Source organism: Cyclobacterium sp. 1_MG-2023, assembly GCF_030546805.1.
Taxonomy (GTDB): domain Bacteria; phylum Bacteroidota; class Bacteroidia; order Cytophagales; family Cyclobacteriaceae; genus Cyclobacterium.
Map to the genome: position 1 here is coordinate 104,518 of NZ_JAUOPC010000002.1, position 24,771 is coordinate 129,288.

21 protein-coding genes are annotated in these 24,771 nt (G+C 37.9%); 9 read left to right on the top strand and 12 right to left on the bottom strand.

Going from position 1 to position 24,771, the window contains the following annotated elements; all coding sequences use genetic code 11:
* Positions 1-50: 50 nt before the first annotated feature.
* Positions 51-545: a Dps family protein gene (locus tag Q4534_RS02810; protein WP_303611655.1), complete on the bottom strand. Its 495-nt coding sequence runs from the start codon at positions 543-545 to the stop codon at positions 51-53.
* A gap of 483 nt (positions 546-1,028) precedes the next feature.
* Here Q4534_RS02810 and Q4534_RS02815 point away from each other — a divergent pair, with 483 nt between their 5' ends.
* Positions 1,029-1,616: a hypothetical protein gene (locus Q4534_RS02815; protein ID WP_303611656.1), complete on the top strand. Its 588-nt coding sequence runs from the start codon at positions 1,029-1,031 to the stop codon at positions 1,614-1,616.
* A 244-nt stretch (positions 1,617-1,860) separates the two neighbouring features.
* On the opposite strand, the gene Q4534_RS02820 is transcribed toward Q4534_RS02815, so the two are convergent.
* From Q4534_RS02820 to Q4534_RS02840, 5 genes are read right to left on the bottom strand one after another with little or no spacing between them, the layout of a single operon-like run.
* Complete coding sequence (locus Q4534_RS02820) at positions 1,861-2,883, bottom strand: hypothetical protein (RefSeq protein WP_303611657.1); 1,023 nt, start codon at positions 2,881-2,883, stop codon at positions 1,861-1,863.
* Between the two features lie 20 nt (positions 2,884-2,903).
* Positions 2,904-3,227 (bottom strand): DUF3817 domain-containing protein, encoded by a 324-nt coding sequence (locus tag Q4534_RS02825; RefSeq protein ID WP_303611658.1) that lies wholly within the window; start codon positions 3,225-3,227, stop codon positions 2,904-2,906.
* A 4-nt stretch (positions 3,228-3,231) separates the two neighbouring features.
* The gene (locus tag Q4534_RS02830) at positions 3,232-3,789 is read right to left on the bottom strand and encodes a hypothetical protein (protein WP_303611659.1); all 558 of its coding nucleotides are present in this window, start codon (positions 3,787-3,789) and stop codon (positions 3,232-3,234) included.
* A gap of 32 nt (positions 3,790-3,821) precedes the next feature.
* Entirely contained in the window at positions 3,822-4,361 is a 540-nt protein-coding gene (locus Q4534_RS02835; RefSeq protein WP_303611660.1) for an acyl-CoA thioesterase, read from the bottom strand.
* 11 nt (positions 4,362-4,372) lie between these two features.
* The gene (locus tag Q4534_RS02840) at positions 4,373-5,029 is read right to left on the bottom strand and encodes a protein-L-isoaspartate(D-aspartate) O-methyltransferase (protein WP_303611661.1); all 657 of its coding nucleotides are present in this window, start codon (positions 5,027-5,029) and stop codon (positions 4,373-4,375) included.
* A gap of 276 nt (positions 5,030-5,305) precedes the next feature.
* Here Q4534_RS02840 and Q4534_RS02845 point away from each other — a divergent pair, with 276 nt between their 5' ends.
* Positions 5,306-5,893, top strand: a complete 588-nt coding sequence (locus Q4534_RS02845; RefSeq protein WP_303611662.1) for a riboflavin synthase — start codon at positions 5,306-5,308, stop codon at positions 5,891-5,893.
* On the opposite strand, the gene Q4534_RS02850 is transcribed toward Q4534_RS02845, so the two are convergent.
* Genes Q4534_RS02850 through Q4534_RS02860 form a run of 3 tightly spaced genes read right to left on the bottom strand, consistent with a single transcriptional unit; the run spans position 5,880 to position 9,835 of the window.
* Entirely contained in the window at positions 5,880-6,473 is a 594-nt protein-coding gene (locus tag Q4534_RS02850) for a phosphatase PAP2 family protein (protein ID WP_303611663.1), read from the bottom strand. The two genes, Q4534_RS02845 and Q4534_RS02850, sit on opposite strands and share 14 nt — an antisense overlap.
* Positions 6,474-6,476: 3 nt before the next feature.
* Positions 6,477-7,382 carry an oxygen-dependent coproporphyrinogen oxidase gene (hemF, locus tag Q4534_RS02855; RefSeq protein WP_303611664.1) on the bottom strand — a complete coding sequence of 302 codons (906 nt, stop codon included), beginning with the start codon at positions 7,380-7,382 and terminating at the stop codon, positions 6,477-6,479.
* 23 nt (positions 7,383-7,405) lie between these two features.
* A complete protein-coding gene (locus tag Q4534_RS02860; RefSeq protein ID WP_303611665.1) occupies positions 7,406-9,835 on the bottom strand; it encodes a BamA/TamA family outer membrane protein in 2,430 nt (809 codons plus the stop codon).
* Between the two features lie 5 nt (positions 9,836-9,840).
* Here Q4534_RS02860 and Q4534_RS02865 point away from each other — a divergent pair, with 5 nt between their 5' ends.
* The 3 genes from Q4534_RS02865 (at position 9,841) to Q4534_RS02875 (ending at position 14,146) form a co-directional block, all read left to right on the top strand.
* Complete coding sequence (locus tag Q4534_RS02865) at positions 9,841-10,587, top strand: RNA methyltransferase (protein ID WP_303611666.1); 747 nt, start codon at positions 9,841-9,843, stop codon at positions 10,585-10,587.
* Positions 10,588-10,836: 249 nt separating this feature from the next.
* A complete protein-coding gene (locus tag Q4534_RS02870) occupies positions 10,837-11,601 on the top strand; it encodes a DUF6503 family protein (RefSeq protein WP_303611667.1) in 765 nt (254 codons plus the stop codon).
* Between the two features lie 514 nt (positions 11,602-12,115).
* Positions 12,116-14,146 (top strand): LruC domain-containing protein, encoded by a 2,031-nt coding sequence (locus Q4534_RS02875; RefSeq protein ID WP_303611668.1) that lies wholly within the window; start codon positions 12,116-12,118, stop codon positions 14,144-14,146.
* Positions 14,147-14,964: 818 nt separating this feature from the next.
* On the opposite strand, the gene Q4534_RS02880 is transcribed toward Q4534_RS02875, so the two are convergent.
* Complete coding sequence (locus tag Q4534_RS02880; protein WP_303611669.1) at positions 14,965-16,326, bottom strand: hypothetical protein; 1,362 nt, start codon at positions 16,324-16,326, stop codon at positions 14,965-14,967.
* Between the two features lie 6 nt (positions 16,327-16,332).
* Positions 16,333-17,376 (bottom strand): c-type cytochrome, encoded by a 1,044-nt coding sequence (locus tag Q4534_RS02885; RefSeq protein ID WP_303611670.1) that lies wholly within the window; start codon positions 17,374-17,376, stop codon positions 16,333-16,335.
* Between the two features lie 669 nt (positions 17,377-18,045).
* Here Q4534_RS02885 and Q4534_RS02890 point away from each other — a divergent pair.
* The 3 genes from Q4534_RS02890 to Q4534_RS02900 all read left to right on the top strand — a co-directional run bounded on the left by Q4534_RS02890 (position 18,046) and on the right by Q4534_RS02900 (position 23,411).
* Positions 18,046-20,496 carry a TonB-dependent receptor gene (locus Q4534_RS02890; RefSeq protein WP_303611671.1) on the top strand — a complete coding sequence of 817 codons (2,451 nt, stop codon included), beginning with the start codon at positions 18,046-18,048 and terminating at the stop codon, positions 20,494-20,496.
* A 3-nt stretch (positions 20,497-20,499) separates the two neighbouring features.
* Complete coding sequence (locus tag Q4534_RS02895; RefSeq protein WP_303611672.1) at positions 20,500-21,870, top strand: hypothetical protein; 1,371 nt, start codon at positions 20,500-20,502, stop codon at positions 21,868-21,870.
* A gap of 467 nt (positions 21,871-22,337) precedes the next feature.
* Entirely contained in the window at positions 22,338-23,411 is a 1,074-nt protein-coding gene (locus tag Q4534_RS02900) for a 5-methyltetrahydropteroyltriglutamate--homocysteine methyltransferase (RefSeq protein ID WP_303611673.1), read from the top strand.
* An 81-nt stretch (positions 23,412-23,492) separates the two neighbouring features.
* Here Q4534_RS02900 and Q4534_RS02905 read toward each other — a convergent pair whose 3' ends face one another.
* Positions 23,493-23,636, bottom strand: coding sequence for a hypothetical protein (locus tag Q4534_RS02905; RefSeq protein WP_303611674.1), 144 nt, complete (start codon positions 23,634-23,636; stop codon positions 23,493-23,495).
* A 383-nt stretch (positions 23,637-24,019) separates the two neighbouring features.
* On the opposite strand from Q4534_RS02905, the gene Q4534_RS02910 reads away from it, so the two are divergent.
* Positions 24,020-24,763, top strand: a complete 744-nt coding sequence (locus tag Q4534_RS02910; protein WP_303611675.1) for a hypothetical protein — start codon at positions 24,020-24,022, stop codon at positions 24,761-24,763.
* Positions 24,764-24,771: the final 8 nt, after the last annotated feature.

The following is a 24,771-nucleotide window of genomic DNA, read 5'->3' on the forward strand; positions in this document are numbered from 1 at the left end:
CAAAAAAAATAAAGTAAAAAAAAATCCCCGAATTTCTCGGGGATTTTTTTTTATTCCTTGATAAAGGAAGTCAACATCCAATGATGTAATTCTACACTTTTTATAAATGCTATTAGCATATCTTCTGTAGCACTATCACCCAAGTCAGCAACTTTGATGGCACAATCATTCATATTGTCTACCAGTATTTGAAAGTCTTTCAGGACTTCATTTACCATTTCTTTAGAACTTAGATCAGTTCCTACTTCTTTGATGTCAGCATATTTTAAGTAATCTTTCATTAAGCTGTAAGGAGTCATTCCAAATACCCTGATTCGCTCTGCTATCAAGTCAATGTTTGCAAAAGACTCAGTATATAGCTCTTCAAATTTCTCATGTAAATCAAAGAAGTCACCCCCTGTAACATTCCAGTGGAAGTTCCTTAATTTTTGATAGTGGACGTGATAATTGGCCAAAAGCTGATTCAATGAAGCCACTATTTTTTCTGATTCATTCTTATTGTATCCAAGTTTTTTAAAAACTCTTTTTTCTGATTTGGTGCTCATAATTTTCAATTTATCTTTAAAAATAATTTGATCTTTGGTATACATATGCCCATAAACTATGCCAATCCAATAAAATGACTTTGGCAAATTTCAATTAACATAAAAAAAATATAGTGCTTCTAATCCTGACTAGTAATTTTAAAGAAATGTATTTTAGTTGTTTGGCTAAAAATTGAAATTTCAGAACTACTTTTGTCTTATTGGTTTTACAGCAAAGCCAAGATTAAATATAACAAAATTTTCAGGTCCGACTCCACTGAGCGTTTTGGTTAATATTTTAGAAATGGCCGGATAAATTATTATCGTGAACGCTTTGGGTTGCAGTATTGGCAGGAAAGGTAATTGCGAATTATTTGGGCTAGTTTTTAATAATCTTTTTGAAAAGGGGTCATCAAAAACCTATGAAATAAATTTATTGCTTTACCAAAGCTTAAAAATCACATAGAAAGTAAAATATTTTTTCACATGCCTAAATTTGATAAAATGAGAGTTTCACTTTTGATAGTAAGTCTATTTACCGTGATCGCCTGTAAAGAGACCGAAGAGCCCATTCAAAATATTAATTTTGAGGGGAATATTTATATTACTTCTCTTTCAGAACTTCATGATTTTGCCGATGAAGGTTACACCTCTATTGATGGTAATTTATTTATTGTTGGTTCCCATGATTTTGAAAATTTGTCTCAATTGAAAAGCCTTAGGGAAGTGAAAAATATTACCATTCAGGAAAATGAAAAATTACAATCATTGGAAGGTTTGGAAAATATCAAAGAAATTGGTTCTTTAAGAATTGATTATAACCCTCAATTGAAGTCATTGACTGGCCTTGATAATTTAGTAACTGTATCCAATGACTTAGTAATTGGGAATAATGATAACCTGATCTCCTTATCGGGCTTAACTAGCTTGAAAACAGTTAAGAATAGAATGTTGGTGATATTTAATAGTTCACTGAGCAGTTTAAATGGATTAGAGAGTTTAAATGAAGCAAAAATATTGGCTATTTCCTATAACTCAATCTTAGATAATATTATCGGCCTGGAGAACTTTATTAAATCATTTGGATTATAGATTAATTCCAACCCCTTACTGAAAGATTTTTGCCCTTTGGTGAATTTTGCTAAAAATGAAGGCAGTTGGAATGAATTTTATACCGAATTGAACCTATACAACCCTACGATGGAAGATTTAAAGAATAATGAATGTACTCAGCTTCCCTAGTATGCAAGCCGAAATACATTCCACTGCAATTGATTCTAATTTTTTCAGATGAGCTTCTAAGCAGTGAAATTTCTTTATTAAATCTCGTCTACCACTACTTGTGAATTAATTGATTCAAGCTCATACGCAAAATCGCACCCATGTTTTTACAGCGGAGAAATGCCGGGTTATTGTAGTGTCTGGCCAATTCATTTCTAAGGGTTTCGATATTGGATTCTTTGGATAGTACATCTTTCTCCATACTGTTTAGTATGTCGGTGATTTCTTTGGGAGAACTTTTTAATCGAGTAGCGATCAATGCCCGTTCCTCCTTCTGATACTGGTTCATGGATTCTTGGGTAATATGTTTAATCCCCAGTTGGATCAAGGCATTGTTCTGTTTAAAAAATTGTGGCAAATAAATGGTTTTCTTGCCTTCATAAGATTGTTGATCAAAATCTATAGACCTGATTCTATAATGAGTTTCTTCAAAATCAGGAGTTACATCAATAACGAAATTGGAAGAATGCATATCACCTAATAACCTAACAAAACAACGCTCATTAAACTTTACAAATTCCTTGGAAAGTCTAATAGGATTAAGCAAAGGATCATGAAGTTGCTGTTTCATAAACTGCTCCCCGGGAATTCCGGCAATATGCTCTTCTATTAGGGTGTTTCTATATACCAAATAGCCAATCCTATTTGGGGACAATAAATGCTCCAAACCCAAGCCATATACCCTTGATGCATCTGCATTTTTAATATAGAAATAGTCAAAATTATCATTGATTCGATTGACAATTCTAACCCTGAATGGTTGGGTATTGCCATAAGTGCATAGATCTATCCTGTCTACATACAAATGTTGCATGACGGACATGTCTCCATCAGCTTTAAGGAGCGCATATATTTTTTTGACCTTATAATGAATCTCACTTCTATCGGATTCATCATAAAATACAGTTTCCCACAAAGTGTCATTTCCTTTGAAATCATAAAGGGCAATAGAATTTGTAAACCTAAGTAATTCCTTGTAATGAATAGGTATATCTACTTCCCTTCCATATTTTATCAAGTATTTCCTTAGGTTTTCACTTATGGGGTATACGATCTTTTTTTTGCTGATAACTGCCATACGATGAGTGTTTTATGGCCTTAAGTTCTCTCCTCGATAATTTTTTCTTGCTTTCTCAATTTGCGATCGAACAGGAATGGTCCAAAAGGAAGAATAGAGGCAATTAATCCTATTAAGGCGGTTCTGAAATGCCAACGTAATTTTCTGGATGTTGGGAACATCACGAGTATATATAGCATAAAAAGAACCCCGTGAATCCAACCAACATAAGTTACCATGGCCGGTAAATCGAAAATGTATTTCAAAGGCATGGCAATAAAAACCAAGACCAACATGGAAATACCCTCTGTAATACTTACGATTCTAAACCGGTGCAATATGGCTAACCGCTCTTCATTTTTCATTTTACTATTTTTTAATATTGAAAAATACTTGTAATGTATCCCATAGCTTTCTCTTTAGCGGTACGTTTTTTTCTAAGGTATCTAAATCGTCTGCAAAGAAATAACCAATGGACTCCTGTGTAATTTGATAATTTTCTTTTTTCATCCCCATTAAAGGATGGTATATGGTCCCAAAAAGGATCATCTTTTCAGGGTTAAGTTGTTCTAGTGGGTCCTCGTTGCTTCCTTTCAATGAAAGCTCTGATACCAATGCGATGTCCTTTAAGGAAAGATTGACAGCACTGAAGATCTTTAATAGAAATGCCCTACTGCTTTCTTTAAGCTCATCTCCCTGATAAATTACCAGAATTGATTGCTTGAACTCCCCTTCATAAGGAATGGGTTCCGGATCATGCTCTTTTACTATCGCCGGAGCTTCAGGCTCAGTGGCTACTTCCGGGCTAGGAGAGGAACCCAAATCCAGCCTTGAAGCAATTTTATTTACAGTGAGTTTTTCCTTGACCTCCTCTTGGAGTACAAAGATTTCATCGGTTAGAAATAATGACAGTTCTTTTAAATTCATCTTTTTGGAATAAGCTTATGAAATTACAAAATTTATTCCTTTTGACCGATCCCATCGATATCAAAAAGGGCTAATAATTCTGTGGCATCCTTAGGGTCCATTCTTTTGGCAAGAATGAGCCGAAGTTGTCTTCTTCTTAATGCCCCTTTGTACAGTTCCACTTCTTGATCATTAACAGGTTTTAGTTCGGGTACTTTTACAGGCTTCCCTTCACTGTCAACGGCCACAAAGGTGAAGAATGCTTTGTGTGAGGCATACTTGCTATTTGCCGGTATGTCCTCGGCAAAAACTTCTATATATACCTCCATAGAGGTGTTAAATGCGCGGGTAACCTGTGCATTTAAAGTGACAACGTTTCCAAGAGCAATAGGGTTTTTAAATGAAATATTATCTACCGATGCGGTGACTACAATTGAGTTGGAATGACGTTGGGCAGCAATGGCTGCAACCACATCCATCCAATGCATCAATTTACCCCCCATTAAGTTGTTTAGGGTGTTGGTGTCATTGGGAAGCACCATTTCTGTCATGGTAACCACCGAATCCTTTACATGCTTGAATGATTTTTTCATAGCCAGGTGTTTTATTCCCAACCCTCATCTCCTCTTAGAGGAACAAATGAAAAGTTGTCAAAAGATTCTTTTAAAATCTGCTTGTTGGTTTGCTTGGTTAATTTTAACATTTGCTGCTTTTTGCGGTCCCCTACAGGTATTACCAAGGTACCACCTATTTTCAATTGCATAAGCAGAGTTTTAGGAACTACTGGTGCACCTGCAGTCACAATGATTTTATCGAAAGGAGCTTGATTTGGTAAACCCAAACTTCCATCTCCATGGTAATGTTTTATTTTAACCCCAATCTTAGGTAAAAACTTTTTCGTTCGTTCGTATAATACCTTATTGTATTCAATGGAATGAACGTTTGCTCCTAAACAATACAAAATTCCTGCCTGATATCCTGAACCTGTCCCTATTTCCAATACTTTTTCTCCCTGATGTATGTTCAATAACTCCGTCTGAAAAGCAACGGTATAGGGCTGGGATATGGTTTGCCCTTCTCCTATGGGGAAGGCCTTGTCTTCATAGGCATGACTCAGTAGGGCAGAATCAAAGAAGAAATGTCTGGGCACATTATTAAACGCTTCCAGAATGGCTTCATTGTGAATACCCTTGTTTCTTAATGTTTGAATTAACGCTCTCCTTTTGCCTTTATGTAAGTAACTATCTTCCAGTTTAAACATGGTTTTGAATGCTTCATATTCTGATTGGATTGCTAAGTTAATGCTAAAAATGCCTTACTTTGTCATCGAATCAGGAATTATACCAAGGTTTTCGGGTTTCAATTGAAATTAGCCATTTCTTTGGGCATAGCCAATGATTTGAAATTGAACCAGCCTAATTGAGCAATCGTTTAGAAATTAAATATCCAAGAAGAAGGGGGCGTACATGTATATGAGATGGATGGTAACCTTTTTTTAAACAGGATTATTGGTAGTAATGGTCAAATAAATAAAATAATGTTTACAGGAATAATAGAAGCTATTGGCACGGTTAAAGGTATAACGGAGGAAGGAAGTAATATTCATTTTGATATTGAAAGTTCCCTGGCCTCAGCCTTAAAAATCGATCAATCCCTTAGCCATAATGGTGTTTGTCTAACCGTGGTTGCAGTCAATACCAATGAGTATAGGGTTACAGCCATAGACGAAACTTTACAGAAAACCAATCTTGGCAAACTAAAGGTGGGGCATTTGGTTAATCTGGAAAGATGTATGCCTGCCAATGGAAGGTTTGATGGGCACATTGTTCAAGGACATGTTGACCAAACTGGTGAACTCTTATCCGTTGATTCGGTTGATGGAAGCTGGGTGTTTAATTTTTCTTACCAGCCCGACAAAGGGAATCTCACAGTAGAGAAAGGGTCGATCTGTGTCAATGGCACCAGCCTTACCTGCTTTAACTCCAAAGAGGGTGGTTTTAGCGTCGCGATAATTCCATATACCTATGAAAACACAAATTTCCACTTATTAAAACCTGGAGATATCGTGAACTTGGAGTTTGATATTATTGGAAAATATATCCAAAGGGTGCTTAAAGGTTACTGATTCGATTTTTGGATTTATGCGCTACCCAAATTGCCTTTAGGTTACTGATTAGCCAATAAATTAGCCAACCTGATAGAATTCCAACCAGTGCTCCAACAAGCACATCTCCCGGGTAGTGAACCCCTAAATATATCCTGGTATAAGAAACTATGGCCGCCCACAGAAATAACCAGCTAAAATTTGGGATCTTTTTGCCTCCTACCTTTTGAAAATAGGCAGCTAGGCCAAAAGTATTGGCTGCATGGGATGAGGCAAAGCCATATAAACCACCACAACCCGAATAATTTAATATCATGCCTTGCCAGCGAGGATCATGACAGGGGCGTAATCTTTCAAAAAATGGTTTCATAAAACCGGAAGTAAATTGATCGGCCAATAAAATTACCAGAATCAGGCCTAGGATGTACCAAATACTGTCCTTTTTGTATTCCCTAATGAGAAGAAATAGTAAGAAAATATAGAAAGGTATCCATATGTATTTTCCGGTAATGAGCAGCATTACAGGATCCAGCCATGAAGCGTGAATTTGATTCAAGAAAAGGAAAAGCTGTTCGTCCCAGTGTGCGATGCTATCAATCATTGATTAAGCTTTAATCCAGTTGATTCCCTTCTTCAAAAGTTTAAGTGTTTTTGAGGCGTCACTTCCTGCTTCAGGTGTTTGGTTATAAACCCAGTTGGCTTCCGGAGGCATACTCATTAAAATGCTTTCTGTGCGTCCATTGGTGTCCAATCCGAATTTGGTTCCTGCATCCCAAACCAAATTAAACTCTACATACCTACCTCGCCTCAAGGCTTGCCATTTGAGCTCTTGCTCACCAAAAGGGAGCTTATGGTTTTTGGCCATAAAATGACAATAAATTTTAGGAAATAAATAGCCTAATCCCTCAACAAAAGAAAGCAACTTAGAGAAAGGCATTTTTTCATTGGCACTAAGCCTGTCAAAAAAGATGCCTCCAACCCCTCTGGTTTCCTTTCTGTGGGGAATGTAAAAATAATCATCTGCCCATTGCTTAAACTTATCATAATAGCTAGCCTCATAAGCATCACAGTGTGCTTTGAGCTGCTTATGAAAATAACGCGCATCTTCTAAATCTACAAAGTGAGGGGTCAAGTCAATTCCCCCTCCAAACCAATAGGTGCCATTGCTCATCTCAAAATAACGGATGTTCATATGGATAATTGGAACCATAGGGTTTATTGGATGGATTACAATAGACACCCCTGTTGCAAAAAAATCAGCTTCTTCCAGAGAAAGCTTTTTTAATATTTTTTCCGGTGTTGGGCCATGAACGGCAGAAAATGCCACCCCACCTTTGGCGATAATTTTTCCATCCGCTAATACTTTTGTAGCCCCACCGCCACCTTGAGGTCTTTCCCAAAGGTCTGTTTTAAATTCACCTATTCCATCTTCTTTTTCTAAGGCTTCACAAATATGTTGTTGTATTTTTTGAAATCTTTCTGCGATGATTTCTTTGCTTATTTTTTCCATGCTAAATGGTTAAATTAATGGTGTTAAAAAGGATAGCCTATACCAATATTAAATACTTGTTGCCCTTTCTCGCCTAAAGGGTTTTTGAGAGAAAGTTTATCGAGAATAAACCTTTCTTTTTCTGGCCTGGCAGGATCATAGGCTTTAATCCCCATATCCAGCCTCAAAACCAAAAATTCAAAATCCATTCTCAACCCTACACCAGTGCCTACGGCAATTTCTTTATAAAAACGATTGATTTTAAAATCAGTTCCTTCCCGTGAAGGATCAACAGCAAAGGTCCAGGTATTTCCGGCATCCACAAATATGGCTCCGTCAAAATAACCGAATAATTTTCTTCGGTACTCAAACATCGCCTCAAATAATATTTCTCCGGGTTGTTCAAACCGGTAATCAAAGGTTCCATCTTCATCTAGGTCCGGGGTAAAGCTGCCCGGGCCTAGTCTTCGTGGTTGCCAAGCCCTAATGCTCGTACTTCCGCCGGCAAAGAAATACTTTTCATAGGGTAATACTCCGCCACTGATACCATAGGGCTTGGCCAAACCTAAGTTAAGTCTGTAGGCAAAGGTGCTTTTGTTGGTCAGGGGAATGTATTTTCTAAAGTCGGACTGGAATTTTAAAAATTGAAAGTAATTTAAACTGTTGTCTCCAAATTTTTCAGGGTCAATCCAGTTGAAAGTGGTGCCCCCACTCTCCACAAAAAGCCGCCACATGGAAGCTTCATTTTTCTGAAACAATCCATACTGATTAAAATTGATGATTACCTGACCGGAAATACTACTTACATAGGAGGGGAGAAATGAATTGATCAGATTATTGCCTTGATCTTGTAGTTCTTCAAGGCGTTCCCTGAATACTGAATCCAAATCAGACCGGATAAGGTTGGCATCAAGTAGGTTGACAGAAAACTGTTGTTTCAGGTTTCTTGTACCCCAATTGTAGGCCAAAATGGTATTCAATGCCTCCCTCGTATATTCCGGCCGATTTACAAAACTGTACCCCAATAAGGTTCTGGTTCTGGGATTATACCGACCAAACTTTTCTAGGGTTCCGAAATTAAATGGTACCAAAAATTGAGGGAAAATTATAGAAGCAGAAGTTGAAAGTTCTCGGCTCCTGTATACTCCGCCCTCTGTGGTGGCAGAAGCAACCCCCTCTAAACCGGCTCTGAAATTAAACTCAAATATTTCCAAACCTTTGAAAATATTCCTGTTTTGCAGTGAATGACTAAAAAATGGTCCTGGAAGTTGTTCGGTGACACTAGCCCCAAGCTGATTAGTTATTTGAAACTTTTGATTGGGCCTGGTGAAAATATTCGTGTTGATCACATTACCTAAGGTGTCAAAAGATATGTTTACAAACCTAAACATATCCAAGTTGGCCAGTTGTCGCTGGGTTTCTATGACTTCATTCTTATTGTATAAATCACCTTTATGGAGAAAAATTCGCGAACTGATTATTTTTTCTGAATAATTGTCTTGGTACATAGAAAACCTGATGTCATTCCAGAAAGTTTGTTCTTTTTCATCAGTAATTAGATCACTTGGAGGTGCAATTGAAAAAGTTATCGAGTCCAGCGTGTATTTCTCATGGTTTTCACCCGAGTTTGGCTTATTGATGATTTGTTCCACTACAACGTGCTTCTCAACAGTGTCTTTGTAAACATTGTATTCAATATAGGACTTAGAAAATGTATAGTACCCATTTGCTTTCAATACATCTTCTATTCTTTGCCTTTCTTTAGTTACATTCGATTGACTATACCTCTCACTATTTTTTAAAAGAGAATGCCTTTGATTGGCTTTCAAAATACCATTTAATATGGTGTCCGCATTGGTGTTGAACAGGCTATCTATAATATAAGGGCTGTTTTCCGTGATTAAATAGGTGAGCTTGGCTTTTTGTTTGTTGCTGTCAATTTCTGTTTTCACCTTTGCATCAAAAAAGCCGTTATTTTGAAGGTAAATAGCGATCTGCTGTGCAGAGGTGGCAGTTTTTACGCTGTCTAAAACAACTTTGGCATTACCGGTACGCATGAACCAATTGCCATATTCAAGTTTTTTTTCGAGGCCATTTATTTTATTATTAAGCTTGTTGTATCTTTTTTCTACTTTTGTAGAAGTGTTTCCTTGCCTAATTTTTTCCGCAGAACTTTGCATCAGTTGCTCGGCTTCCTGAAGTTTGTTGGCGATTTTACTGCTGTCATAGAATGCATTGCCCAAGTTGTATACCATCACTCCCGGAGAAATATTTATCAACGGGATTCTTGTGTTAGGCTTTTGCTGGATAAGATTCTTGATTGCCTCTCCTTCACTATTATCAATGCCCTGGGTGCTAACATCAGTGAGCAATAGTTCACCCTCTTGGAGCCCTCTTGTCAGAGAACAGCTCCATAACAAATGGATCAAAAAAAGAAAATTTATATATTTGGTCTTCTTCACTACAACACTCATGGCTAATGCTAAGCAAAAATACAGTTAAGTTTATTAAATCCTTGCACCAGAAAAAATTCCGTAAACAAGAAAGTGCTTTTTTTGTGGAAGGAGCTAAAAATGTAACGGAATTATTGCTTTCCAATTATGCGGTTAGCCATCTACTTTTTACCGAAAAATACCGAGAAGAAAACGCCTCGCTGCTTATCGGTTTTCCCGGAACTAAGATTGAGGTAAAACCTAAAGAATTGTCTTCATTGGGTACTTTCTCAACCAATGATCAGGCACTTGCAGTGGCCAAAATTAAGGAGAATAAACCTTTGACACTTGAGAAAGACCAATTGATTCTTGCGCTAGATGATGTTAGAGACCCCGGGAATTTGGGGACAATTATTCGAATTGCAGATTGGTACGGAATCAAAAAAATATTGCTATCGAAAAACACCGCTGATGTCTACAACCCAAAAGTTTTAAATGCCAGTATGGGATCCTTCACTAGGCTAAGCTTTGAATATGTAGACTTGGTTGAGAAAATAACGACATCCAATCTTCCTGTATATGGTGCTTTCTTGGAAGGGATGGATGTTCACCAGCTAGAAAAGGCAGCCACCGGGGTTTTACTGATGGGGAATGAATCCAATGGGATTTCTGGTCAACTTGAAAAAATTGTTACCCAAAAATTAACCATTCCAGCATATGGTGAAGCGGAGTCTTTGAATGTTGCGATTGCGACAGCAGTCCTTTGTGACAATTTAAAAAGAACCATGCAGTAAAAATACATCAATCAATCCAAGTCAGTTGATTAATAAACTAAATCACTCCACCTAAAATTGATTGGCCTTTTTTCTTGAAGAATACCTTTCGCTTTGTAGCGCGAAAATAGCAATGAATACGAAGGGGGTCTATAATAATATCGAGGAACAATATAAATTATTTATCCTGCGTTCATAACCGATTGCAAAAGGATCAACTATTGGACTGAGTTTACCGTACATTGATTAACTAAAATCAAAACCACAATTATGAAAAAACTGTTTATAATGATTTTTCTCTCAGGCCTTATGGTGGCTTGTCAGAAAAATACTGAAAATCAAGACCAAAGCCAATATCCCACAGATTTTGCTAAAGTTCTTGAAGCTCATGGAGGAATCGACCAATGGAAAAAGGGAAGAACATTAAATTTTACAATTGGAGATCCTGTGGACGGCCAAAAGCACACGGTTGACCTACACAGCCGAATGGATAAAATAACCACTTCTGATTATGAAATTGGCTTCGATGGGAATAAAGCATGGGTTTTAAACAAAGAAGGGAAATATGAAAGGAATCCCACTTTTATGCATGACCTTATGTTTTACTTTTATGCCATGCCATTTGTACTTGCAGATGAAGGTTTGAACTATGAAAAAACTGCAGACAAAGAGATAAGAGGGGAAACTTATCAGGGAATTAAAATCACCTTTGAACCTGGGGTAGGAAATTCTTCCAGTGATGAATATTATCTATACTATGATCCGGAAACTTATCAAATGGCCTGGCTTGCCTATAAGGCTACATTTGGAAAGGATAAAAAGCCGGAATGGCCTAATTTTATCAGTTATGACAAATGGTCTGAAGAAAGTGGAGTTCTTCTTCCCACATCTATTGCTTGGTACACAGCTGAAGAAGGACAAGTAGGAGAAGAAAGAAACAGGGTCGATTTTAATACAATCAGTTTATCCCAAGAATCCCAACCGGAAGGTTTTTATTCCAAACCTGAGAATGCCGTTTTTGGTGAAGAAGAATAGATAGTATCATTTTATTAAAGCTGCATAACAAATCAGCCCCTAGGGCTATTCTATACTAGGTGGGTGATATAACCTTTACATTTAACTCGGATTATGTAATAGGATTCGTAATAAGAGGCGTAATCGCATGGAAAACAGGTTGCTCGGGTATTTTATCATTGCGTTGCTATGGTAACCCTTCTTACCGACAGACAGGGTTGAAAAAACTTACCAAGTCTGATTTTTAAGCGGTTTTAGCTCATAATAGATAGTCTATCGCATCTTTTATATTTAAGCCATTTCTACTGTTGATATCCCTTCGTAGAAATGGTTTTTTTTAGCCTTACTTTTTCAAATTGAGGAAATAACTATACCTAATCAGGCCTGATTTTTTAAATAAGAAGAAATCAATTCATCTGCTGAATTTTGGAATTCACCTATCAAAAGAAGCTGTCTAACGAGTTTTTTACTTCTCAAGCGCTTAATATTATAGTTTTGTATCATTCGAAAAAGAAAAATTTTAAAACTTATAGATATGAAAAATAATAGCTTACTTCTGATTTTTGGATTTGCGGCCTCATTATTTGCCTGCGACCCAATCAATGAAATTTCCGAAACGGTGACTCAGGATGATCAACTTGGATTAAATATCCCTTCAGGATTTGATTTTTCAACTACCTCTTCAGTTAATATTAACCTTTCAGCAAAGGGAAGTGATAATGCCCCTTTGTCAAATGTGGTGTATAAAATATACAAAGGTAACCCTTATAAAGAGGGGACTTTATTGCAAACCGTTCAGTTGGACGAACAAGGTAGTGCTTCTATCACTATAGATCTTCCAAGTTACCTAGAGGAGGTTTTTATTACTTCCGATTATATAGGGGTTGAACCTATGGCTATAGTGCCGGTTTCCGGTGGGCGAATTAATTATAGTTTTGATGCAGCAAATCCTTCCATTTTAGCAGACGATTATTTTGAAACAACGACAACAAATGCTAATGAAAGAATTTCTGCCAGCAGTGAAACATTTATGACGCTCGGTTCTTGGTCCTCAAATGGTAAACCAAAGTACCTAGTAGATTCCGATAAAATCAGCGATCAACTCTTGAAAAATATAAACGCTAGTCTTCCTGAGAATGAAGATCTTAGAAAAAGTAATCCAGAAGCGATTAGTGATAAATACAAAAGGGAACTTTTTGTCAGTGAAGAGGCTGAAGTTTGGGTGACTTATGTACATACAGGAGGAAGCTATAGAAATGCCATTGGCTATTATTGGTACAAGGAAGGAGAAGCTCCCAAAACTGCAGATGATATAAAAAATAAAACAATTATTTTCCCAAATGCCCAATCTGGTGTGTTACGCTCGGGAAATAAAGTGAAACTAGTAGGGCCTAAAGATGGCGCTTTTGAAAAAGATACCTATATCGGTTGGTTTTTGATTTCCAATGGCTGGCAAGGAGGAAACTTGACCTACGGCAATGGCGTCTTCTATGCTGACAAAAGTTTAAATACTTTTAATGAAGAGGAGGAGCTTAGAGATCAAATGGTGTTTTTATATGATGCTACGGAGCAAATCCTATTAATGGGCTGGGAAGATATCCGCAGAGATTACAGAAGTTGTGACCATGATTTTAATGATGTGATGTTCTATGCCTCTTGGAACCCGATTACAAGTGTAGACTTGACAGATTATGTGCCGATAGACACCGACGTGAAGGATAAAGATGAAGATGGAGTAGCAGATAGTGAAGATGAGTATCCTGAAGATCCTGAAAGAGCATTCAATAACTATTCTCCCGGAGAAAATACTTTTGGAACCCTGTTGTTTGAAGATTTATGGCCTAGTTTCGGAGATTATGACATGAATGATTTGGTGATTGATTACAATGTAAATGAAGTTTCAAATAGCAATAACCGTATCAAAGAAATAAATTTGACTACAGTAGTTAGAGCCACAGGAGCAGGCTATCGCAATGGTTTTGGGATTCAATTACCGGTGTCTTCAGATCAAGTGTTGAGTGTGGAAGGAACCAGGTTGAGTACGGGTGCTATCAAGACTTTGTCAAGCGGAGTGGAGCAAGGACAGGAATTGGCTACAATCATTGTAATGGATGATGTGAATGATGAACTTCCTGTGATGGCAAATGTGATTGCCGGCAATACCCAACACAGTACAGATACAGTTACTGTTAAGATCGTATTCAAAGAGTCTGTAAGAAAAGCGGACCTAGGAGCTGCTCCTTATAACCCATTTATGATTATCAATCAGGACAGGGGAAGAGAAGTTCACCTGATGAATATGGAACCTACAGACCTTATGGATACTGAGTGGTTCAGCACAGCAGATGATATTAGCGCAATCGGTGAGGGTACTTATTTCACAAGCAGTAAAGGATTTAACTGGGCACTGCATATCCCACAAAGTATTTCTTATACCCAAGAAAAAGTGGACTTTACAAAAGCTTATACCAGATTTTCTGAATGGGCCAAGTCAGGAGGGCTTTCTTACGAAGATTGGTACCTCAATACAGATGGGCAAGTAAACTCAGATGCCATTTATAAATAATTGAATTATTGAAATAACATTTTTTTAGGCCTTCCCTCCGCTTGGGAAGGCCTTTTTTATTGGATGCATTCAGTGTCTTCTCGTTCCTAAAATAAGATGGTAATGAATTGTGAAAAGGAAGGCAATTCTTGACTATTAATTTTTATTTTCAGTCCTTAGCGAGGGAGTATTGAGGTGAAATAATTTACTATTGACGTCAGCTTTGTTTGGTTATTGTTTGAAGTTTCTGCCCAATTTTATAAAAGTAACAGTATCGTTTTTTAGAAGACAAAATATTCATCCTGAATATTTTTAACCCGGATTTTGTATTAGGATTTCCTGAATTTTCTCAGAAAGTGCTGTAATCGAAAAAAAAGTCAGGTTGTTTGGAAGTTTTATTATAGCATCGTTATGGTGAAATTAAAAACAGCAGTGAAGTGGTAGATTTTGAAGTGAATTCAGCACCTAATAAATTATTTCGGGTTTAAGGGACTGAACGTATATCCAATGGCTTCTGCGATAATGTGAGCAATGAAGGTTTTAAAATACCTCACTTTAAGGAAAAGCTTGTTTACTTAATTATGAAGGATAACGGAATGACTAAATGAGGATAAGTGCAGGGATCTTGGTAGAGACTGTAAAATGATAGCCAATGGCACACCACCGTTTGAGGGTTAAAACGGTGAACCAAGGTAATTATCAATTGTCAGCTGTAAAAACCCAGTTGACAGCCTTAATTTTAATACAAATTGTACTTCATTGATTAGTTTATTTCCCTTGGAGAAAGGAATGATGCTTTAAAGCCTTGATTCTTTGCTATCTAGGCTGTTCTGGAATAATTATTTACTCGGTAATGTATAATTAATTATAAGGTTTGTATGAATAAGGTTGACCTTATTGTACACCCAAGCAGGTCGGAGATTATCCTGATCCAAAGCTGTTTTGCCCATTAAAATCAAATGAAAGTTCAGGCCTTTCATCCAATTTTTTGGTACATAGCGTGCTCCTAGATTGGCCTGAGCATAGCTGGGCATGGCGTATTTGTTTTTCTCTGGATTAGAAGGATCAGGAAGAAAATATATACCCAGATAGCTGTACAATTGCAAGGGGTTTTTAGGAAAAGTATGCTGAAAATAGGTGCTGATGGCATCAACTTGGCCAAGGCCCTCATTTCTTTCTCTTGGGATAAAAGTGTAGAAAGGATCTTTTCCCCACTCTCTAGGGCTTAAAAACCGTCCATTCCCCTGCATTTTCGTGTAATTTACATGCCATAGGTTTCTTTGGGATTTGATTCCCAGTCTGCCACTCAGAATCCAATTCAAATCCTCAGGATTTTTATACCTCAAACTTATATCTTCATTGCCACCCTCGCCAATGCCATGCTGGATGGTCGCCTGAAGCCCACTAAACCCTTGCAAGTTGCTGTTGGGTAGCTCCCAGTTTTTATCCCATTGTGTCAGGTAGGTGCTGTAAATATTATTTACCAAGGTATGGTTTAAAAGTAAGGTGGAGGCCGAATTAAGGTTTAATTTCAAGTCCAATATATGGATGAAATCTGACTTGGTGTTTCCAAAATATCCGGAAGGTTGACCGGTTTCATCTCTCCCAACCGGATACATACCAACACTTTCACCAATAGCAAACCAATTTCCTGTAGATCGTGGAGATATTCCTGTAATCAGGTGGTGGTTTATAGAAATAACAGGATTTATTTGAATTTCCCAGTTGATGCCTTCCACGTAAGTGGGACTTAAACGCCCATCTTGTGCATTGATAAAGGGGGTGTTTACTTCCATACGTCCAAGTTTTGCTTTAAAGTTGGCATAAGCGTAATTCAAGTGGAGGTTGCCTATTTTGCCAAAGACAGTCCTATCCAAATGATTTACATCAAATAGCCCTACCTCATATCGGTTTAAATTGGGTACTTGAGAATCAAGGGTGCCAAAATCAGAACTTAAAATTTTAAGGAAACCCAAGTACTCTGCTTTTATTCTGAAATGATAGGGCAGCTTGCTTATTAACGAAAGTTTGGCCATTTGCCCCCAGGCATGTTCATTTTTGTAATCTTCTGCGTAAGATGTGCTCATAAAATAGGAGCGAAGTCCTATACTCATCTCTGGTTTCCAAAGTGTAGAATCCTGCTGAGCATAGCCGGAATCCCAAAGTAGCATTACAATCAACAATGTAAATATCTTTTTCATTATTCCTTATTTTCTTGCAGCTATGATTTCTTGATATGGACCATATTTGTGCTGCTTTTCGGAAAACTCATCCGCATAGGGACCAAATGGATGGTCCATTGGTTTTTTACTGATATCCGGCCAGTCTCCTGAGAGGTCTTTATTAGGTCTAGGCATGGAATTGACATAGGCTGCAAGGTCCCAAGCCTCCTCATCACTGAGAAGAGGCCTTTTAAAGGATGCACCCAAAGGCATATTGGCTTTAACATAGCCTGCAAACCGTGACAAACGGTACAAACCTGCACCATCATTATAACTGGAAGGTCCCCAAAGTGGAGGGTAAATGTAGGAAGTACTGGAAATGGCTTTCAATCCTTGCCCTTCTGTTCCATGACAAGTATTGCATTTTTTTTCATATATAGTTTTTCCCTGAATAGGGTCTGCTGCGCGGTTCAATAAACCCAATTGGTAAATACCAGAACCTTTAGGTTTGTGTCCTTTAGGAACATCTTTCCCAAGCCATTTTATATAGGCTACCATTGCCTTCATTTCTTCACTGCTGGGATCTAAAGCTTCTCCGTTCAAACTTCTTTGAAAGCAATCATTAATTCTTTTAGGGATGCCTTCTGATAGTCCTGATCTTGCCCTTATTTTAGGGTAGTTGGCAGCAACTCCGCTGAAGTTATTGCCAAAGGGTATGGTTCCTGCTTCAAGATGACAATTTTGACAGTTCATTCCATTGGAGATGTGGAGTACCTTACCTTCCGGGCCAAGGTATTCTGAAGTATGGGAAATGAGTTCCTGTCCATAGCTTAACTGCGCCGCATTAGGAGCTTTTTCCATTGCAGTCTTGTCCGGTGCTGTCCAGTTATCTTCTGTTACCATTTCTTTTGTACTATCCTTTATAATCCCACCTTGGGGAACCTGCGTGCCCACTTGGAAGCTAGAAGGAGTAGAATAAAAGCCTAGGAATAGTAATGCCCCAAGAAAAATGCTAAGGGTCACCAACAATAAGGACAAGCTTAAAAGACCTCGAGCCAATACAATAAATATTTTAGAATAATCTTTCACATTTTCATTTTTTGTCTAAAGCAAATTTACCAGCTATCAAACCCCGTAAAGGTGATTTGTATCACATACAAGTAATTCTTGAGGCTTGGAGAAAACTGTAGCCTAATCAAACAAGGTTGAATCAATTTTATTTTTTTGGCTTTGGAATCAATGCTGATAGGAGAAAAGTCGGGTAAAAGCCAAATAAGCCCTGTCTTTTTTCGGCTTTCTTGGGCTGAGATCATGTTGTATGAATAGACAGGAATTTATTTGGTTTAGAAGGAAGAGCTAACCGGTAATTGTTGAAATATCAATAGCCGATCCATAATTAATCCCAAAATTTTGCTTCGTTAATATTCTTTAAGGTTTCTTCAGATAGGTTGACTTTCCGTTTTTTATATCAAAGTAAAACCCCATTAGATTGATTTAAATAGCGTTTTTGGAATATTTTTTAATCTAATTAAAAATTAATCTAAATAAGTATTGCATAAAAAAATGGGTATCCGTAATATTGCATTCAATTAGACTAAATCTAAATAGAGGCAGGTTTTACGAACTGCATATTCCCAAGTTAGGAAAGGAGATCTGTCAAAAAAGGCACTCTTGATTAGGTTTGGATAAATAACATCAAGTAAAGCAAAGTAGGTATCAATTTTAAAAATTGATCGCTTAACCATACGAATGAAAGGCATGAAGATAACTTTATTATCAGGATATTTACGATTAGGGTTGATTACCGTTCTGATTTTTTCGGGTCTTGCTTCTCAGGCACAATCTCTTCATGCCGCCACCATAAAAGGTGAAATTCTTGATTCAAGATCAAATCCAATACCGGGAGTAATTGTTAGAATTAAAGACAGTCCATATCATGCCATCTCATCGATTGACGGTAGTTATCAAATCAAAAATGTCCCTAAAGGTAATTTCGAGCTTATGCTTTCATGCTTGGGTTACCAAGAGGATTCCAAAAATATAGTAGTTGATGTTGAGGAGGCAGTTGTTCAGTTGGACTTTTTATTGACAGAATCTACCACCGATCTGGATGGAGTTGTCGTACAAGCACAATCTGTTAAAAGCGAAATAGAAACCAAGGGCTTTGCTGTGGAAGTTGTGGAAACCCAAAAAGTTGCCTTGCAATCCCTACAGACCAATGACTTGCTTAACCGAACTGCGGGGATCAAAGTTAGGCAAAATGGAGGGTTGGGCTCAAGGGTAGATTATAATCTAAATGGAATGTCAGGTAATTCCGTAAAAATATTTATTGATGGACTTTCCATTTCTACTTACGGTTCTTCTTTTAGTTTGAATAGTATCCCCCCGGCATTAATTGAGCGGATTGAAGTTTATAAAGGAGTTATTCCCGCACACCTGGCAGACGATGCATTGGGAGGTGCAATCAATGTAATCTTAAAAAAAGGAGTGGTTAACAACCTTTCAGCCTCGGTTTCTTATGGTTCTTTCAATACGCTTCAGAGCAATGTAAATGCGGCCTATAGAGATGAAGCCACAGGTTTTACCACAAAAGTCTCCGCCTTTTACAATTCATCTGACAATGATTATGAGGTGTGGGGAAAATTTGTAAGGAATATTTTGGCGAACGGAAGGTATGATTATGTACGTGCCAAGCGCTTCAATGATGCCTATCGTTCTGTAGGTGGAAAGGTTGATTTGGGGTATACCAATGTAAAATGGGCAGATCAATTTTTCTTAAGCTATACCGGATCCGACGATTATAATGAAATCCAACATGGTACTTATATGTCTATACCTTATGAAGGGCGATTTGGTACTTCTCAGTCTCATGTTTTGGGGCTGACCTATTTGAAAGAGGATTTAGGCATCAAAGGCCTCGATGTCAATTTTACCGGCTCTTTGAGTAAAATAAATGAGGTGGTGACAGATACAGTCAAGTGGAATTACAATTGGTTTGGAGAAATGAGTTTAGGGCTGGATGGAAACCCGATTCTAAGACCCTCCGGTGCACAACAAGGGGCTCCTACCATGAATCATATTGACAGAAAGGTGGCCACTTTTCGTGCTGGAGCAACTTATGAAATCAATCCAAATCATAAAATATTTTTGGGGCAGTCTTATTATTCCATGGATAGAGACGAACAGGACTTTATGAAAAGTGCTGTAGAAAGAGAATTTATAGGTACGCGTGACCTGCAGAAAAGCATTACCTCTCTTAGTTACGAACTGGATATGCTACAGTCCAAATTAAAGGGGAGCGTTTTTGGTAAGTACTATTACCAAGGGATTGATAGAATGGATCCCATGCTGGTGGAAGAAAATGGAACCACTACTCGCATAGAAGATCGCGTGAAGAGTAGCAGAAATACTACCGGATATGGGGCAGCTTTTTCTTACAGGCTAATCAGACCTTTAACCATATTGGCATCTGCAGAAAAAGCAGTAAGGATGCCGTCAGAGGGAGAGATTTTTGGTAGTCCCGGTGACAATATCGTTGAGAATCTAGGCATTCGGCCGGAGATAAGCGATAATCTGAACTTAGGTTTTATTTTAGGAGACTTTGAACACCGATCTCACACCTTTTCATTCACCGGTACAGGTTTTATCAGAGATACCCAAGACAAGATTATTCAACAAATAAACCCAAGGATCAATGATGCCGTTCAGACTAATCCCTTCGAAAATTTAGGTAAAACCAAATCCATTGGATTTGAAGGACAGGTGAAATATGCCCATAGGAATTCTTTTAGGGCCATATTGAACGTTTCCAAATTCAACTCCCAATACAATACCAAGTTTGATTCCAATGGAAATGTCTATGCCAATTATGGACAACAGATTCCCAATGAGCCTTTCTTCACCATAAATAGTTCAATTGACTATACTTTAAGAGATGTAGTGAAATCAGGTTCTTTGTTGAGATTGTCGCACTATTTCGGCTTTGTAGATAGGTTTTATACCACCTGGTTAGAGATTGAAGATTTCAGAACCCCACGCCAATACATCAATGATATAGGTGCTACCTACACTTTTCCTGATCGAAAGTTGGCAGTTAGTGTGGATTTGCGAAATGTATTCGACAAGCAGGTCTATGATAACTTTGCCGTCCAAAAACCGGGTAGAGCACTTTATGTCAAGCTTAATTATACCATAGGAAATTTTAGATAAACCATGTTAAATATAAATACATATAGAATAATGTTCAAAAATTTTAATCTAAGTAAAAGATTACTTTCCCTAGGAATGGCAGCTGCATTGGTATCCATGGGAGCCTGTGTCGAAGATGATGTGACACCTGATGATGATGATGATGAAATAGAGGCGGATCGCTGGTTGACCTTGGCGGGAGCTTTTATGGGAGAAACCGCCGGAGATGGGAATGGTGGAACGAATATTTATGCGGTCAGTTTTGAAGATGCCATCAATCCGGAAACAGAAATAGACATTTTTAATGATGGGGAACCGGTAAAATCCAACCGAACTGCCAGGTTACAGGTTTCTCAAGATGGAGGTACTTTGTTTAATATTGCTTATGGCGGTGAAAATGGTGGTGAATATGCCAAGTTTGACATCCGTGGAGGCGCAAGCTTTGTCCAAGAAGATGTTACGGTTAATATTTCTCAGTATGCAGGAACTTCTCCAAGGTGGAGCAAACTGTACAATGGAGATAAAAATGGGATTGCAGTAAATATAGCCAATCTTGCTGCCAATAATTCAGAGGAAGGAAACCCTGAAGAAGAATTTAAATATTATAGAGGAACCGCTACAGTTTTGGATTTGGATTTGCAAGAAACCCTTATTTCAAACTACAAAACTTATGAACTTCCTTTGTCCACTGAAGAAGAACTTGCAGGTCATGCAATTTTTAGATTAGATGCCCCTGTTTTAAATCAAGCCGGTGATAAATTGCTTATCGGTACTTGGATGAGGAAATACGATCCTGCAACTGGTGAAAGAGAAACGGAATGGGATAGATTGGGTACCAAAACCCTTGTTGTGGATTATCCTTCCTTAGAAAACCCTACGCTTATTACTTCTACACAGGCTGATGGAGATTGCTCCGGCTATAGAAGTAATGTCAACCAACTAGCTGATGATGGGTACATTTATCAGGCTACCACCAGAAATAGCAATGGTTCCCATATTTTGAGAATTGGCTCTAACAACGAATATGACAATTCTTATGCCTTGAGTCTTGATGATGCACTTGGACTAACAGACACTTATGTGGATGCGTGGAGGTATGTAAGCAAGGGCATTGGTTACGCATTGATTCGTCATGGTGAAGAAGACCAGGGGTATGTAGTTCGCATGGACCTTAACCAAAAGACTGCTTCTATTGTGCAGGGATTACCTGATGATCCTGATGTGAGGTTTAATCAGTTCCAAAGCTTTTTGGTAAGTGGAGACTACTTGATATTACCAATTTCACCTCTTGGACAAGATGGAAATATTTATATTTTAGACAGCCAAACCAATCAGGTGACCAAAGGTGCTAAGTTAATCAATCAGCCGGGTAACCACTTTATTGGCGCATTCTAAGAAAAAATACTTTATACATGAAAGACCTGCACTTCCAATTGGATTTGCAGGTTTTTTTTTGAAATTAATTCTAAAGCAAGAGCCCTAATAATAAGTGAAATAGAATGGCTGGCTCACGATTTGGGTTTAAACATTGATACTTATTTTAATATTAAAGCGTGAATCTTTTGCTATTTCCTTGATAAAAGTGTTATTTAATTGTCCTAATTGACGATTCTTTACCTAAATTAATCTTGTATTTATATAGTAGCGAACGAATAACCGTTACTAAATGCCTGAATGAAAGACAATATAATCATTTGTTCTAGGGTAAGGAGGCAATGCTGTTGCCTGTTTTGATCATTGTTATGGCTGTTTTATTGTAGAAATAGCATGGCTGATCATTTTAATTCTAGGCAAAGGTTTTGGCTTTCTTCTTTTGTAACTTATAGAATGCAAAAAAACGAAAAATGATTAATCTGGACCAAATGAATACTATACCAACGGAATCAGTAGGAAGTGTTCCTCGATCCCAAAAATTACAAGAAGCTATAGTTGCCTTTTCTGAAGGTAATTTATCCGTTAGAGATATAAATAAATATTTGGATGAGGCAGTAAAGGAAACGATTGAAGCTTTAGAGAATACCGGCTCCACCATCATCACCGACGGGGAACAGGCCAAAACAAGCTTTGTAACTTATCCCTTAGATGGGCTTGATAATTTAGCTCCGGGAGGTGTGACCATTCCTTTTGAAGATGGGCATAGCCGCCAACTACCAAAGTTGACCAAGGGACCGTTTTCTTATTCCACCTTTGCTGGGAATTATCTTCCAAGAGCAAAAAAGTTTACCAACCTCCCCTTAAAGCAGGCCGTAATCTCTGCTTCAGCCTTGAGCCTTCTGTACCCAGAAGAGGGATTGCCTGATTACTCCCAGTCTCAGTTTATTGAAGATTTAATCAACCAGGCAGAAGGCGATATTAGGAGTTGCTTTAACAATGGAGCTCATCATGTACAGGTGGATTTCACTGAGGCAAGGCTTTCCCTTAAACTTGATCCTTCCAAAGCACTGTTGAAACAATTTATAGAGCTTAACAATAAAGTGTTAAGTAGATTTACAGATGAAGAAAGAAGCCGGATAGGGTTTCACACCTGTCCGGGAGGTGATCATGACAGTACCCACAGTGCTGATGTGAGCTATACAGAATTAATTCCGCTATTTCTTTCCCTAAATTGTGGTAATTTCTACATGCAAATGGCCAATGAAAAAGATGCGCCAAAGGCCTTGAAAATGATAGGTGAAAATCTTGGAGCCAACCAAAGGGTTTATATAGGAGTGATTGATGTGATCAACGAAGTTGTGGAAACCCCTGAAATGGTTTGTGATAGAATAATGACGGCTGCAGAATACATACCTGTTAGCCAGTTAGGAACTACTGACGACTGTGGGTTTTCTCCATTTGGAGATGATATTGCCACGAGTCGTGAGACTGCATTTGCTAAAATAGCAGCACGTGTGGAAGGGACAAAAATGGCTTCGGAAAAATTGATGGTAAATGCCTGAAAGATAATAAATTCATTTTAAAAGGATTACCATCTAATTTTAGGATGCTGCCGGGTCACAGCTCATTACCGAATCCTCCCATTAATCTTTACGCCATCCGTAAACCCCTTTAGGGGTGATAGGATTATAGCCGGTGGCCCTAGCCATCGGATTAAATAATGACCAATCCACCTTGACTTTGGCGGCATTGTTGCCATTTTTCCGCAACAATGCTGACAAAATCATTCAGCCCTTGCTAAAAAATGATCAACCCATCTTCCACCTGAATCATCTACCCATCCCCGCAATTTTAATCCGGGTTATTTAATAGGATACCCTGTTTTTACGTGCAGGGATGTAATCGCTAGAATATCAGGCAATTTGGAAAATTTAGCACCTAATAGATGGACTATTGCATATTTTGAGTTGAACCGGTATACATGGTTAGGGCTTCTGCCGTATTAAATCAATTAAAATTTCTGAAAAACGAATTTTTCACTTAAAAAATCCTCCAAAACACTTCCTATATTGTTAGATCTTACTTATTTTAGGCCTAAGGTAAATACAGCCTGACCTCCCCATTATGACCAGTTTTAGATCCCCTCAAACCATCATAAAACTAGAATAGAATGAAAAAGGCTTTTTTAATGGTTTTGGCGGCGCTGTTTACCATGAGCTCTATTCCCAAGCCTCTTGGCGTACATGCCCGTCATTTCAAAAGTTACACGATTGAATTTGAGAATAAGTACTTGGAGGATTTTTCTTGCAATACCCTAAACGACAAAATTGTTTATTATAAAAATCAAGGGTACGGTGTAAGGCTGAACAACAACCATTCATTTGTAAAAGCAGTCAAGAAAAACCAAAAACAGATCAATGCACTTTGGCAGATAAAAGATAGTAAGCCGGCCTCAAAAGCCTACTTTGATCATTTAAAAACTTTGCTGAGCGATAAAGGTGAGAGGAAATTTCTTAAGGGATTCCTCAATTCCAATGCTCAAAAAAGTAAATTTCAAAGGATAGAAATTACAAAAGAACTGGAAAAACAAGGCGTTGTTTCGGCTTTAAATGCTTGGTCTGAGGAAATCAGAAGAAAAAGTATTGTCTCCATTACTCCGAAAAATGTGCCCAAATATAACTTCAACACAGAAACCTTTACTTTCAATGTTGGGTCGGTGAACGGGAAAAACTGCCGCTATACAGCCAATGTGCCCACAGAAAAAGCCGCCGAATTAGGGAGTTCCAAGACAATTTACTGGGAAGCAGTCTATTATATTGGGGATGAAAACAACGCGTCCAATGTAGAGATTTACTTTGGCTCCTACCCGCCCTCAGACCCAATAGCCTCCTTTTCAACAGCATCTTGTAATTAAAAACAAGT

Excerpts from the sequence above, each read along its gene's own strand:
- Q4534_RS02810 (WP_303611655.1), bottom strand. The coding sequence starts at position 545 with ATGAGCACCAAATCAGAAAAAAGAGTTTTTAAAAAACTTGGATACAAT.
- Q4534_RS02815 (WP_303611656.1), top strand. The coding sequence starts at position 1,029 with ATGAGAGTTTCACTTTTGATAGTAAGTCTATTTACCGTGATCGCCTGT.
- Q4534_RS02820 (WP_303611657.1), bottom strand. The coding sequence starts at position 2,883 with ATGGCAGTTATCAGCAAAAAAAAGATCGTATACCCCATAAGTGAAAAC.
- Q4534_RS02825 (WP_303611658.1), bottom strand. The coding sequence starts at position 3,227 with ATGAAAAATGAAGAGCGGTTAGCCATATTGCACCGGTTTAGAATCGTA.
- Q4534_RS02830 (WP_303611659.1), bottom strand. The coding sequence starts at position 3,789 with ATGAATTTAAAAGAACTGTCATTATTTCTAACCGATGAAATCTTTGTA.
- Q4534_RS02835 (WP_303611660.1), bottom strand. The coding sequence starts at position 4,361 with ATGAAAAAATCATTCAAGCATGTAAAGGATTCGGTGGTTACCATGACA.
- Q4534_RS02840 (WP_303611661.1), bottom strand. The coding sequence starts at position 5,029 with ATGTTTAAACTGGAAGATAGTTACTTACATAAAGGCAAAAGGAGAGCG.
- Q4534_RS02845 (WP_303611662.1), top strand. The coding sequence starts at position 5,306 with ATGTTTACAGGAATAATAGAAGCTATTGGCACGGTTAAAGGTATAACG.
- Q4534_RS02850 (WP_303611663.1), bottom strand. The coding sequence starts at position 6,473 with ATGATTGATAGCATCGCACACTGGGACGAACAGCTTTTCCTTTTCTTG.
- hemF (WP_303611664.1), bottom strand. The coding sequence starts at position 7,382 with ATGGAAAAAATAAGCAAAGAAATCATCGCAGAAAGATTTCAAAAAATA.
- Q4534_RS02860 (WP_303611665.1), bottom strand. The coding sequence starts at position 9,835 with ATGAGTGTTGTAGTGAAGAAGACCAAATATATAAATTTTCTTTTTTTG.
- Q4534_RS02865 (WP_303611666.1), top strand. The coding sequence starts at position 9,841 with ATGCTAAGCAAAAATACAGTTAAGTTTATTAAATCCTTGCACCAGAAA.
- Q4534_RS02870 (WP_303611667.1), top strand. The coding sequence starts at position 10,837 with ATGAAAAAACTGTTTATAATGATTTTTCTCTCAGGCCTTATGGTGGCT.
- Q4534_RS02875 (WP_303611668.1), top strand. The coding sequence starts at position 12,116 with ATGAAAAATAATAGCTTACTTCTGATTTTTGGATTTGCGGCCTCATTA.
- Q4534_RS02880 (WP_303611669.1), bottom strand. The coding sequence starts at position 16,326 with ATGAAAAAGATATTTACATTGTTGATTGTAATGCTACTTTGGGATTCC.
- Q4534_RS02890 (WP_303611671.1), top strand. The coding sequence starts at position 18,046 with ATGAAGATAACTTTATTATCAGGATATTTACGATTAGGGTTGATTACC.
- Q4534_RS02895 (WP_303611672.1), top strand. The coding sequence starts at position 20,500 with ATGTTAAATATAAATACATATAGAATAATGTTCAAAAATTTTAATCTA.
- Q4534_RS02900 (WP_303611673.1), top strand. The coding sequence starts at position 22,338 with ATGAATACTATACCAACGGAATCAGTAGGAAGTGTTCCTCGATCCCAA.
- Q4534_RS02905 (WP_303611674.1), bottom strand. The coding sequence starts at position 23,636 with ATGATTTTGTCAGCATTGTTGCGGAAAAATGGCAACAATGCCGCCAAA.
- Q4534_RS02910 (WP_303611675.1), top strand. The coding sequence starts at position 24,020 with ATGAAAAAGGCTTTTTTAATGGTTTTGGCGGCGCTGTTTACCATGAGC.